Source organism: Segatella sinensis (assembly GCF_040095255.1).
GTDB classification, from domain to species: Bacteria; Bacteroidota; Bacteroidia; order Bacteroidales; family Bacteroidaceae; genus Prevotella; species Prevotella sinensis.
The window spans coordinates 14,169-27,065 of the sequence record NZ_JBBNGE010000006.1 but is presented as its reverse complement, the minus strand read 5'-3'; the positions used below and the strand labels follow the sequence as shown (position 1 = coordinate 27,065).

The window sequence follows — 12,897 nt, the reverse complement described above, 5'->3', positions numbered from 1 at the left end:
GTTCATATTTTCATAATCAAGGGCAAAGGTAACAAAATATTTGTAATAACCATCATTTCCGTGCTTTTTTTTAATGAATTTAACGCAAAATTCATGCAACTGAAATTTTATCCATCGTTAAAATCCGTTTTTTCGGCGTTATCCGAAGAAGAGAATCCGATGAAGATATTCCACAATATATTAATAAGTAGGAAGCACAAGATTCGCCCTCAAACCGCCCCATTTAGTTAAATATCATTAATAAACAGAAGAAAAACAAACACAAATGCTTGTAACTCAAAGAAAATGAGTAATTTTGCGCCCGATTTCAACAATATATAAAGTCAAACTTTATTAATTTAATTTTTTTAATTATTTTTTATGTCAAATTTTAAGAACGTACAGCCACTCGACGACTTCAATTGGGATGAGTTCGAGAATGGCACAAACGCAGGCGTCAGCAAAACAGACCTCGAGAAGGCCTATGACGAAACACTTAACAAGGTAACTGAGCACCAGGTGGTTGAGGGTACCGTAATCTCTGTTGATAAGAAAGAGGTTATCGTAAACATCGGCTACAAGAGCGATGGTATCATTCCAGCTTCAGAGTTCCGTTACAACCCAGACCTCAAAGTAGGCGACAAGGTTGAGGTTTACGTAGAGAACCAGGAGGACACAAAGGGTCAGTTGGTACTCTCTCACAAGAAGGCTCGCCTCAGCAAGTCTTGGGAGCGTGTTAACGCTGCTCTCGAGAACGAGGAGATCATCCAGGGTTACATCAAGTGCCGCACTAAGGGCGGTATGATCGTTGACGTCTTCGGCATCGAGGCTTTCTTGCCAGGAAGCCAGATCGACGTTCACCCTATACGCGACTACGACGTATTCGTAGGCAAGACAATGGAGTTCAAGGTTGTAAAGATCAACCAGGAGTTCCGCAACGTCGTTGTATCTCACAAGGCTCTCATCGAGCAGGAGCTCGAGCAGCAGCGTAAGGAGATCATCGGCAAGCTCGAGAAGGGTCAGATCCTCGAGGGTACCGTTAAGAACATCACTACTTACGGTGTATTCGTTGACCTCGGCGGTGTTGACGGTTTGATCCACATCACAGACCTCTCTTGGGGTCGCGTAAGCGATCCACACGAGGTTGTAGCTCTCGACCAGAAGATCAACGTTGTTATCCTCGACTTCGATGAGGAGAAGAAGCGTATCGCTCTCGGTTTGAAGCAGCTTACTCCACATCCATGGGATGCACTTGATCCAAACCTCAAGGTAGGTGATCACGTGAAGGGTAAGGTAGTGGTTATGGCTGACTACGGTGCATTCGTTGAGATTGCTCCAGGTGTAGAGGGCTTGATCCACGTATCTGAGATGTCTTGGAGCCAGCACCTCCGTTCAGCTAACGACTTCATGAAGGTTGGCGACGATGTAGAGGCTGTTATCCTGACTCTCGACCGCGCTGAGCGTAAGATGAGCCTCGGTATCAAGCAGCTCAAGGCTGATCCATGGGAGTGCATCGAGACTAAGTTCCCTATCGGCAGCAAGCACATTGCTAAGGTTCGCAACTTCACTAACTTCGGTATCTTCGTAGAGCTCGAGGAGGGTGTTGATGGCTTGATCCACATCTCTGACCTCTCTTGGACTAAGAAGATTAAGCACCCATCTGAGTTCACATCTGTAGGTGCTACTATCGACGTAGTAGTTCTCGAGATTGACAAGGAGAACCGCCGCTTGAGCCTCGGCCACAAGCAGTTGGAGAAGAACCCATGGGATGAGTATGAGACAATCTACACTCCAGGTTCTGTACACAAGGGTACCATCGTTGAGATGATGGATAAGGGTGCTGTAGTTGCTCTCGCAGAGGGTGGCGAAGGCTTCGCTACTCCAAAGCACCTCACCAAGGAGGACGGCTCAATGGCTAAGAAGGGCGAGGAGCTCGACTTCAAGGTAATCGAGTTCGTTAAGGAGACAAAGCGTATCATCCTCTCTCACTCTCGTACATTCGAGGAGGGCAAGGACGAGCCAATCGCTAAGCCAGCTCACAAGCGTGGTGGTAACGGTGGCCGCAAGAACGAGACTCCAGCTATCAACAACGTAGCTGCTGGTACTTCACTCGGCGACATCGATGCTCTTGCTAAGTTGAAGGCTCAGATGGAAGGCAAGGCTTAATCTCCTGCAGATAAAGCATTTGCTATTCATTAGCTAAATAAAAATTTTAAGGGGACTGAAATTTCATTTCTGAGATTTCAGTCCCCTTTTTTTGTGTGGGTGGGGGATGTGGATGACGAATGTGTATGGATGAGGGATGAAATGCATTACTGATTGCTGGGGATTGCAAATCCCCAGAACACAAAAAGGTTAGGACATTTTTAAACGACGGATTGCAAATCCGTCGAAACGCCTAACGGTATCGATGCAAAGTCTTCCGCTAGGCATCCAAAGAAACTGTCTTCCGCGAGGCATCCAGAGAAAAGTCTTCCGCGAGGCGTCCCGGCGGATTTGCAATCCGCCGTAAAAAAAAGGTTCGACCTATGAAAACCGGGGGATTTGTAATCCCCCATAACTCCCCATCAATAACAAAAAGATTACCTCACAACAATCACTTCCAGCAATCCCCTACCCCCTGCATAATCTATCGCAGAACTATAAAGATAATCCTGAGGATACCTCACGAACTCGGCTCTCACCGGATTTTGATGAATATAATCCAACTTCTGCTTGAAAAACTTGAACGATGAAATCACTTCAGTATAACACCCATCCTGCCAAAAATGATACTTGCTGATTTTCTGATTCTTCTCCCCAGCCAGTCTGAAAAGATGCAACATCCACTCTCTCCTACTCTCCTGGATATCCTCCAGAAGTTCTGCGACAATTTTCTTACTCGTGAACTTCTTGAAATCACGGAGAACAGTTTGAACCTGTTCAAGATTCTCTGCCCCTATAATGAAATGTAAATGATTGGGCATCAGTACCCAAGCGTATATTTCCAATCCCTTAGTCTTCTGACAAAAAGCCAGAGATTCTATAATAATATGTTTATACTTGGGACGACTGAAAATATCGACCCAATTAACAACAGTGGTTGTCACAAAATATAAGTTTTTGGTTGTAGTATTCTTTGTAGCCATAATTTTGATGATTTTAAAATTTCCATAAAACAGGATGAGTCATATAGGTTGTGATACTTCTTGATGTATCGTAGCTTATCACTGGCTCAAGCGAATATACAAGTACAAAGATAATATATTTCTTCATTCAATGGTGCTTTTGAAGTGAGAATTTGCTGTTTGAGTCGAAATTATTTGTTTTTTGGAGAAATCTAGCAGTTTTTTCTTCTTTTTTAGTGTTTATTAAGGTGAGGATTAGACTTTACGAGGCTTTACTTATTGATGGGGATTGCAAATCCCCAAAGCACAAAAGAGGTTAGGACATTTTTAAACGACGGATTGCAAATCCGTCGAAACGCCTAACGGTATCGATGCAAAGTCTTCCGCTAGGCATCCAAAGAAACTATCTTCCGCTAGACGTCCCGGCGGATTTGAAATCCGCCGTAAAAAAAGGTTCGACCTATAACACCGGGGGATTTGTAATCCCCCAATAAAAGGAAAAGCATACTCCTTTGCTGCGGATTGCAAATCCGTAGAGCCTAAATAGGTTAGGACATTTTTTAACGCCGGATTTCAACGCCCTGATGACAGAGATCTCCGCCAACATCGCCGAAGGCAACAAGGTAGTGCTCGACAACTTCGGAAGCTTCAAGCTCGGCATCAGAACTTCCCCAGCCGTAAGCGCCAAGAAGTTCACCTCAGCCAACATCAAGGCCATGTACATCATCTACTCACCTTACTCTGTCATGGACCAGGGCAAGCGAGTAAAGCCGATGCTCAGTGGCATCAAGATGGAGGAGATGACCGAGTACAACGGCATCGAAGACAAGGAAAATGGCGGCGGAACTTCAGGCGGTGGAACTTCAGGTGGAACCGATAAGGACAATACCGGTGATACATCCGGCGGCACCGACAAGGACAATCCATCCGGCGGCAACACCCCATCAGGAGACTCCGGAAAGGATAACACCGGAGACAGTGAAGGCGGCGGTGGCGACAATGTAAATTTCTAAAAAGAAGACTGAGCATTCCAAAAGGGATGCCCAGTCTTCTTTTTTTCCTAGCCCATTTAACAAATAATCAGAAACATAAATAATATGCAAATAAAGTGAAAAATGTTTGGCGCTTTCAAGTTTTCAGCGTAACTTTGCAACCAGAAAATTGAATCATCAGCGGATATCCCAAAAAGATAACGCTCATATATAATAAAGAAAAGAATCTTATAACAAAAGATAGAGATTCTTATGTAATAAAGGAAAAGGATATGAAGACAATGGGTTTTAGAAAATTTATAACGCTATCTTTATCGACGGTTTGCGCCCTATCACTCAGTTCATGCTTCAAGAATGAACCCCTCAATGCCGAATGCGACATCGAGCAGGCATACATCCACCCAGGAAGCTGGCTGAAGCTGTGGTTCACAAACGCCTCGGATACGCTCGTCAACGTACAGAGCGACCAGGACAAGATAGAATTCACCATGAAGCCATTCGCCAGTCTCAAGAAGCAGGCACCGATGTTCCGACTCACTCCGGGAGCCACCATCCAGCCGGAAAGCGGAAGCGTACACGACTTCTCCAAAGGTCCTGTTACATACGTGGTTACATCGGAAGACAAGCAGTGGACCCGTACCTATCAGGTGAGCATCAAGAAGGGTCAGACCACCATGCCAAACGAGATTGAATTCGAATTTGAAAACGCATACCTCAGCAAAGGATACTACAACTGGCAAGAGAACTGGAACGGCAATAAACTCGACATCTGGGCAACAGGAAACTCTGGATTCAAAATGAGTAACAGTTCATCTAAACCGGAAGAATATCCTACCTTGATGATAGAAGATGGACACAGGGGAAAGGGAGTGCAACTCACAACCCGACGCACAAGCAAGATCGCTGATATGGTACACAAGCCTATCGCTGCCGGCAACCTCTTCATCGGACAGTTTGATGCCACCGATGCCCTGCGCGATGCGATGAAGGCAACAAAGTTTGGCCATCCATTCAGTTTCGATGCCAAGCCTGCTAAGTTAGAAGGATGGTATAAGTATCAGGCTGGCGAAAAATTCACCGACAAGAATATGAAGGAACTTGACCGCCATGACTACGGAACCATCTATGCTGTACTCTATGAGAACATCGATGAAAAGGGAAATGCCGTATTGCTCTACGGAGATAATGTACAGACCAGCAAACAGATAGTAGCACTTGCCCTGGTAGGTGAAACCCATGATGACAACGGAAAAGTTGCCATTGGAAACACACCGGAATGGCATCACTTCAGCGTAGATTTCGAGTATGAGAAAGCCATAGACCCAATCAAGTTGAAGAATGGTGGCTACAGTCTCACTATAGTCAGTTCGTCCAGTTCCGATGGAGCTAACTTCCTGGGTGCCGTAGGCAGTACCCTTTGGATAGACAGTTTCAAGTTGATTTGCAAATAAGCTAAGGAGGAAACTATATAATGAAGAAGATAACAATATTAGCTCTCCTGCTGACATGGGGCACTGCTACATGGGCAGAAGAAAATGAAAATCAGAAGACTGAGGAGCACAAGCAGGTAGAAGAAAGCAAGCTCACCTCGTGGAACAAATATCTTCACGGCTACCAGTATCAGGCTCGCGTGGCGTATAATATTGGAGGCACAGCCCCTATCGGTCTTCCTGCTACCATCCGTACACTGCACAGCTATACCCTGCAACCTAACTTCAGTCTGGGTATCGATGCTTATCACCCACTTACAGGCAAATGGGGATTCGTTGGAGGTCTGCACTTTGAAAACAAGGGCATGAAGATTGATGCAGGCGTAAAAAACTATTATATGAGAATAGTACGTGGAGGAGAAGAACTGAAAGGTATATTTACAGGCAACGTGGTTACGAAGGTAGACATGAGTCTTATCACAGTACCATTGCAGGCTACATACGACATTTGCGACAACCTCCGCTTCAAGTTGGGTCCGTATGTTAGCTATGTAACATCAAAGAAGTTTGAGGGCTGGGCATACGATGGTTACCTGCGCCGCCAGGAGGAAGGTCATCCTAAGGGCGATCCTACCGGACAGAAGGTAAAGTTGGGTCATGATGAAGGCGAACGTGGTGATTACGATTTCAGCGACGATATGCGCAACTGGCAGGTGGGCGTAGATTTCGGAATAGACTGGCGATTGAACAACCGCTGGGGCATCTGTGCTGATCTGAGCTGGGGCTTAAATGGTATCTTCAAGAAAGATTTCGAGACCATCGAGCAGACGATGTATCCTATCTACGGCAGCGTAGGTATCACGTATCAGCTGAAGTAACAGATCATATTCTGCTGAAGCTATCTATATAATAATGTACGCGTACATTAATATATTTAGCCAAAATATATATAGCCAAAGAGAGATAAAAAGATAAAAAAAAACAATTATTCATTAACAAAAAAAGAGAAGAAAATGAAAAAGTTTATTTATTTGATGGCCATGGTTTGCACCCTTGGCTTCTTCACTGCTTGTAGCAGCGATGATGACAACAATGAGAATGATTTCAAGCGCAACGAGAAGATTGAAGGCACCTGGAAGGTACAGGAGGCTGGTATGGATCCAACAACTTACCAGGCAACAGGTTCAATAGTATTAAACTGGGAAGGTTCTAACGATGCAGTTATCGAAATTCCAGGTCTCTTTGATGAGCCATATCCAGTAAAGGATGCCATCTCAATGGTTCCAATGCTGCTCAACAGCCAGCTCAGAAGCGTTCTGCAGGATGTAACCTTCAATGAGAAGGGTCAGATTTCTGCAACCTACAAGGAAGAGGCTGATGACAACGACTGGAAGGTAGCTAACGATTACGCTACATACAAGGTGGTTAACGAGAATATGATTACCTTGTTCCTGAACACAGCCAAGATTACAGAAGACATCGACGATGCTCAGGAGCAGGCTATGGTAGCCGGCATGTTGGATCAGTTTAAGACCGGTATTCCAGTACACGTATCTTATCCAGCAGCCAACAAGGTATATTTCTATGTTGACAAGGATTTCGTTGCTCCTATCATCGCCATGCTTTCTGCTCAGGTTAACAAGATTCCTACTACAGGTATGGACAAGGATGATTTGGCACAATTCAAGATTTTGGAGACTGTTGTCAACCAGCTTCCTGCCATCATGGATAAGACTACCAAGTTTGAGGCAGGTCTTGAATTGATCAAGTAAAGCGGAGAGTTTATAAAGTCCGAAAGGCTTATAAATGATAAGATCCCCAGCTATCTTTTGATGGATAGCTGGGGATTTTTATTTTGCTTCATAACGGGAACATAGGAATACCTGAAAAAAGAAAAATCCTCAGCTATCAAAGATAACTGAGGATTCCTTTAAAAATCTTTCAAATTACTTCACCTTAGCAACGATAGCCTTGAAAGCCTCTGGGTTATTAACAGCGAGGTCAGCGAGAACCTTACGGTTGATCTCGATACCAGCCTTGTGAAGAGCACCCATCAACTGGCTGTAGCTCATACCATCGAGGCGAGCAGCAGCGTTGATACGCTGGATCCACAATGCGCGGAATGTGCGCTTCTTGTTACGACGATCGCGATAAGCATAGGTAAGACCCTTCTCCCAAGTGTTCTTAGCTACTGTCCATACATTCTTGCGAGCTCCATAGTAACCCTTAGTGAGCTTCAAGATTTTTGTTCTCTTTGCTTTAGATGCAACGTGATTTACTGATCTTGGCATAATTTTTTTTCTTTAAAAGTTCGACTAAAAAGTTAATAATTAACGAAGGCAGAGCAAGTCGCGAACCTGCTTCAAGTTTGAACGGTCTACGAGAGTCTCGCCGAGGAGATTTCTCTTCTGCTTCTTTGTCTTCTTAGTCAAGATGTGACTGTGAAAAGCGTGATGACGCTTAATCTTACCTGTACCGGTGAAACGGAATCTCTTCTTTGCGCCGGAATTAGTCTTTACTTTTGGCATTTTTACTTTTAATTTTAAATTGTTATTTATTATAGCGATGGCAACGCATATACCAGGGCGTTACGCATCTTTTTTTTCTTAATACGGACGAGCGATGGAATCGCTCGGGACGGGGGTGAGAGGGGAACTAGGCCTCCTCTGAACTCTCTGCGAGTTTCTTCAGGGCATCGCCGCCTTTGGCATTGGCGAGCAAGCCATTCTTCTCGGCATTGGCAGCGCGCTCTGCATCAGCAATAGCCTTAGCTTCAGCCTCTCGCTTCTCACGGTCCATCTTCTGCTGGCTCTTCTTAGCTGTACCGGCCTTCTTAGGACTCATGTAGAGGAACATCTTCTTACCTTCGAGCTTTGGCATCTGCTCTACCTTACCGCATTCCTCCAAATCATTGGCGAAACGGAGAAGGAGAACCTCACCCTGCTCCTTGAAGAGAATAGAACGACCACGGAAGAATACGTATGCACGTACCTTGTTACCCTCGTTGAGGAACTCTTTAGCGTGCTTGAGCTTGAACTGATAGTCGTGCTCATCGGTCTGAGGTCCGAAACGGATCTCCTTGGTCTCCACCTTCACCTGCTTCTGTTTCATTTCCTTAGCATGTTTCTTCTGCTGGTAAAGGAACTTAGAATAGTCAACAATACGGCAAACTGGTGGTTGGGCATTAGGAGATATCTCGACCAAGTCAAGCTCTTGCTGACGTGCCAAGTCCAACGCTTTACGTGTAGGCATCACTTCAGCTCCGCCTTCACTTACTACTCTCACTTCACGTACGCGTATCTGTTCGTTTACGCGGTACTGATTTTTCATTTTGTCATTTTTCATTAACTATTCGATATATTCAACGTTTTTTGATTAAACGGCTGCAAAGTTACGCATTTTCCGTGAAACCACCAAATTTTCAGCGGGTTATTTTAAAAAAATCCGCAGATTTCCAAAGAAACCTGCGGATTTATATCTTATTTTTACTCTTCAGCTGCCTTCAGCTGCTCTGCAACCTCGGCGTTGATGCGCTGAGCAAACTCTTCCATGCTCATGGTAGCCTGCTCGCCACCACCCTGCTTACGCATGGAAACGAGGCCCTCGGCACTCTCCTTCTCACCTACGATAACCATGTAAGGCACACGCTTCAACTCGTTGTCACGAATCTTGCGGCCAATCTTCTCGTTACGGTCATCAACCAAGGCACGAACACCCTGCTTGTCGAAGTACTGACGTACCTTCTGAGCATAGTCGTTGAACTTCTCTGAGATAGGAAGAATAGCAACCTGGTCTGGAGTCAACCACAATGGGAAGTGACCGGCTGTGTGCTCGATGAGAACGGCTGTGAAACGCTCCAGTGAACCGAATGGTGCACGGTGAATCATCACAGGAGTCTTCTTTGAGTTATCCTCCGCTGTATATTCCAGCTTGAAGCGCTCTGGCAAGTTGTAATCCACCTGGATGGTACCCAACTGCCAGCGACGGCCGATGGCATCCTTCACCATGAAGTCGAGCTTAGGACCATAGAAGGCAGCCTCGCCAACCTCCTCGCGTGTCTCAAGGCCCTTCTCCTTGCAAGCCTCGCGGATAGCATTCTCGCTCTCTGCCCAAATCTCCTCTGAACCGATGTACTTCTCGGTATCCTTAGGATCGTGGAGAGAAATCTGTGCCTCGTAGTTCTCGAAACCGAAGATCTTGAATACCTTCAGGATTACATCGATTACGTTCTCGAACTCAGACTTTACCTGATCTGAACGAACGAAGATGTGAGCATCATCCTGAGTAAATGTACGAACACGGGTCAGACCGTGGAGCTCACCGCTCTTCTCATAACGGAACACGGTACCGAACTCGGCGATACGCAAAGGAAGATCCTTGTAAGAACGAGGCTTACGGGCGTAGACCTCGCAGTGGTGAGGACAGTTCATTGGCTTGAGCATATACTCCTCATCCTCCTCCGGAGTCTGGATAGGCTGGAATGCATCCTTGCCATAGTGAGCATAGTGACCAGATGTAACATAGAGGCTCTTGCCGCCGATACCAGGACAGATAACCTCCTGATAGTTATAAGGCTTCAGGAGCGAACGAAGCAGCTCCTGCAAGCGGAGGCGGAGCTGTGTGCCCTTTGGCAACCAGATAGGAAGACCCTTACCTACACGCTCAGAGAACATGAAGAGTTCCATCTCCTTACCGATCTTACGGTGGTCGCGCTTCTTAGCCTCTTCGAGAACAACCAGGTACTCATCGAGCATCTTCTTCTTAGGGAAGCTGATACCATAGATACGGGTCATCTGCTCGCGCTTGGCATCACCGCGCCAGAAAGCACCAGCCACACTTGTAATCTTCACAGCCTTGATAAGACCAGTGTTCAGCAAGTGAGGACCACGGCAAAGGTCGGTGAAATTGCCCTGGGTATATGTGGTGATGGTACCATCCTCCAAGTCCTGCTCAATGTGCTCGCACTTGTACTGCTGACCATCTGCCTTGAACTCAGCGAGCGCATCAGCCTTAGCAATCTCCTTGCGAACCACAGGCTCGTTCTTCTTGGCGAGCTCCATCATCTTAGCCTCGATCTTAGCGAAATCATTCTCTGAGATCACCTGACCCTCAGCAGGCATCACGTCGTAGAAGAAACCGCTCTCTACAGCTGGACCGAAACCAAACTGGATGCCTGGATAAAGCTCCTGAAGAGCCTCTGCGAGCAAGTGGGCTGAAGTATGCCAGAAGGTATGCTTGCCCTGCTCATCCTCAAACTTGTAAAGTTCTACACTTGCGTCCTCATTGATAGGACGATCCAACTCTACTGTCTCACCATTGACACCGCAAGATACAACGTTGCGAGCGAGAGCCGGTGAGATGCTCTCGGCGATTTGTAAGCCAGTAACGCCCTGCTCGTACTCACGAACAGATCCGTCTGGGAATGTGATTTTTACCATAACAACTTAGTATTTTTATTAAATCGTGTGCAAAAGTACTATTTCTTTTTGTAACAAGCGAATAAAAATGCATTTATTTTGCTAAACTTTGCTAATACCTATTTATATAAGGGGATTTTCGGGGGTGAAAATGGTGACATATTGAAGTCTTCATCTGCTTTCTGAGCGATAATCCATAACACTTTGCAAAAAGGAAGTGCTTTTTTAGCCGATAAGTTTTGGAAAAACAAATATTTTCCGTATCTTTGCAGCCGAAAAAGTGACAAAATGTAAAGAAACAAAGAAAATGGCAACACCAAAGATTCTCATCATTTACACGGGAGGTACCATCGGCATGGGAAAAGACCCGGTGACAGGCGTGCTGGAACCGCTCGACTTCAACCATCTCGTCTCATCCATGCCCGAGTTTAAACTCATCCAGGCAGAAATCGACGTGCGAAAATTCGACCCACCCATCGACTCCAGCGACATGGACCCGATGAGATGGGCAAAAATCGTGAGCATGATAGCCAACAACTATAATGACTACGACGGATTCGTGATTCTGCACGGCACGGATACGATGGCATACACCTCATCGGCCCTGAGCTTCATGCTTGAGAACCTGACCAAACCGGTGATCCTGACCGGTAGCCAGCTGCCTATCGGCGAACTGCGTACCGACGGCAAGGAGAATCTGATGACAGCCATCGAGATAGCATCGGCAAAGGACGAGAACGGCAGACCGATGGTGCCGGAGGTATGCATCTTCTTCAACGGCAAGCTGATCAGAGGCAACCGCGCCATCAAGATCAATGCCGAGGGATTCCACGCCTTCGAATCGTTCAACTATCCGCATCTCTGCGATGTGGGCATCAATTTCCAGTATCACAAGCACCACATCCTCACTCCGGATTACGACAAGCCGATGATACCCCACCTGAGACTCGACCCGAACGTGATTGTGTTCAGTCTCTTTCCGGGCATTCAGGACAACATCGTGCGCCACGTGATGGAATCGCCGGATCTGCGAGGCATCGTGATGCGTACCTTCGGTTCGGGAAACGCCCCTCATACTCCATGGATTATGCGACTGCTGGACGAAGCTGCCCACCGAGGCGTGAACATCGTGAACATCAGCCAGTGCCTGACAGGTAGCGTGGAGATGGAGAGATACGGCGCCGGATTCCAGTTGAAGACTGCTCACGTAATCAGCGGCCACGACTCTACGGTAGAGGCGATGGTAACGAAGATGATGTATCTGCAAGGCAGATTTGATGACAATCGCAAGGTAAGGGAGATGCTGAAGCAATCGCTTGCAGGAGAGATTACGGCATAAGATGTGTAAAATTTAATTCTTTTACTCAGGAGCACTTACCTCTTCGGAAGGTAGGTGCTCTTTTTCAATAAGTTACGAGAAAAGCGCATATTTTTGCAGATAATATTCGGTTTTAATTAAAAAAGTTTAATTCATAGACGTTTTTGGGACAAAAAAATCATCGTACCGATATTTTTCTTATCTTTGCAGCATGAAAAGTAGTTATCTTGAGCAAGAAAGCAAAATTTGTTGCAATCGATTGCACATTCCCAGCCGTAAGAAACATAGATAAAATACGAAGTTTAATAAATCAACAAAAACCTTTTTAATTATGCAGAGTAAAGCAAAGAAGTATGGTGAGTATGTAGAGATTACAGCTCCTGTAGAAAGAACAACGTCAGAAGAGTATCCAACTTTATTGGGCGGAGAAATCTGGTACAACTAGAATTCAAGCAAAAAAGTATTATCGGAAAGCCAAACTCCAGGAAATCTCCCGAAAAAGCTAGGATCCAATAATAGAAAAGAAACAAGAATTTTGGTTCAATCAATCATCTGGTACAGCTATCCTGGATAGCATGTACATCAAGAATCCTTTAAGAGTGAAATCAAGGAAGCGCCAAGATCTAGTCCTTGCAGGTTTGTTATCTCGCAGCT

11 protein-coding genes are annotated in these 12,897 nt (G+C 45.7%); 6 read left to right on the top strand and 5 right to left on the bottom strand.

Annotation, left to right across the window (positions count from 1 at the left end):
• Positions 1 to 360: 360 nt before the first annotated feature.
• Positions 361 to 2,145, top strand: coding sequence for a 30S ribosomal protein S1 (gene rpsA, locus AAAT87_RS02755; RefSeq protein WP_295024333.1), 1,785 nt, complete (start codon positions 361 to 363; stop codon positions 2,143 to 2,145).
• A gap of 416 nt (positions 2,146 to 2,561) precedes the next feature.
• Here rpsA and AAAT87_RS02750 read toward each other — a convergent pair whose 3' ends face one another.
• The gene (locus AAAT87_RS02750) at positions 2,562 to 3,107 is read right to left on the bottom strand and encodes an REP-associated tyrosine transposase (RefSeq protein ID WP_296971291.1); all 546 of its coding nucleotides are present in this window, start codon (positions 3,105 to 3,107) and stop codon (positions 2,562 to 2,564) included.
• 563 nt (positions 3,108 to 3,670) lie between these two features.
• Between AAAT87_RS02750 and AAAT87_RS02745 the strand changes: the two genes are divergently transcribed.
• The 4 genes from AAAT87_RS02745 to AAAT87_RS02730 all read left to right on the top strand — a co-directional run bounded on the left by AAAT87_RS02745 (position 3,671) and on the right by AAAT87_RS02730 (position 7,280).
• The gene (locus AAAT87_RS02745) at positions 3,671 to 4,099 is read left to right on the top strand and encodes an HU family DNA-binding protein (RefSeq protein ID WP_349225554.1); all 429 of its coding nucleotides are present in this window, start codon (positions 3,671 to 3,673) and stop codon (positions 4,097 to 4,099) included.
• Positions 4,100 to 4,350: 251 nt separating this feature from the next.
• Complete coding sequence (locus AAAT87_RS02740) at positions 4,351 to 5,529, top strand: PCMD domain-containing protein (protein ID WP_349225553.1); 1,179 nt, start codon at positions 4,351 to 4,353, stop codon at positions 5,527 to 5,529.
• 20 nt (positions 5,530 to 5,549) lie between these two features.
• The gene (locus AAAT87_RS02735; protein WP_349225552.1) at positions 5,550 to 6,386 is read left to right on the top strand and encodes a porin family protein; all 837 of its coding nucleotides are present in this window, start codon (positions 5,550 to 5,552) and stop codon (positions 6,384 to 6,386) included.
• Between the two features lie 135 nt (positions 6,387 to 6,521).
• Positions 6,522 to 7,280, top strand: coding sequence for a hypothetical protein (locus tag AAAT87_RS02730; protein WP_298532544.1), 759 nt, complete (start codon positions 6,522 to 6,524; stop codon positions 7,278 to 7,280).
• A 174-nt stretch (positions 7,281 to 7,454) separates the two neighbouring features.
• On the opposite strand, the gene rplT is transcribed toward AAAT87_RS02730, so the two are convergent.
• The 4 genes from rplT to thrS form a co-directional block, all read right to left on the bottom strand.
• On the bottom strand, positions 7,455 to 7,799 hold the full coding sequence (gene rplT / locus AAAT87_RS02725; protein WP_089544559.1) for a 50S ribosomal protein L20: 345 nt from the start codon (positions 7,797 to 7,799) through the stop codon (positions 7,455 to 7,457).
• Positions 7,800 to 7,838: 39 nt separating this feature from the next.
• Complete coding sequence (rpmI, locus tag AAAT87_RS02720; RefSeq protein ID WP_006846865.1) at positions 7,839 to 8,036, bottom strand: 50S ribosomal protein L35; 198 nt, start codon at positions 8,034 to 8,036, stop codon at positions 7,839 to 7,841.
• 127 nt (positions 8,037 to 8,163) lie between these two features.
• Positions 8,164 to 8,853 (bottom strand): translation initiation factor IF-3, encoded by a 690-nt coding sequence (infC, locus tag AAAT87_RS02715; RefSeq protein ID WP_295023978.1) that lies wholly within the window; start codon positions 8,851 to 8,853, stop codon positions 8,164 to 8,166.
• 140 nt (positions 8,854 to 8,993) lie between these two features.
• A complete protein-coding gene (gene thrS / locus AAAT87_RS02710) occupies positions 8,994 to 10,946 on the bottom strand; it encodes a threonine--tRNA ligase (protein ID WP_295023981.1) in 1,953 nt (650 codons plus the stop codon).
• Positions 10,947 to 11,232: 286 nt separating this feature from the next.
• On the opposite strand from thrS, the gene AAAT87_RS02705 reads away from it, so the two are divergent.
• Entirely contained in the window at positions 11,233 to 12,264 is a 1,032-nt protein-coding gene (locus tag AAAT87_RS02705) for an asparaginase (protein WP_295023982.1), read from the top strand.
• Positions 12,265 to 12,897 lie beyond the last annotated feature (633 nt).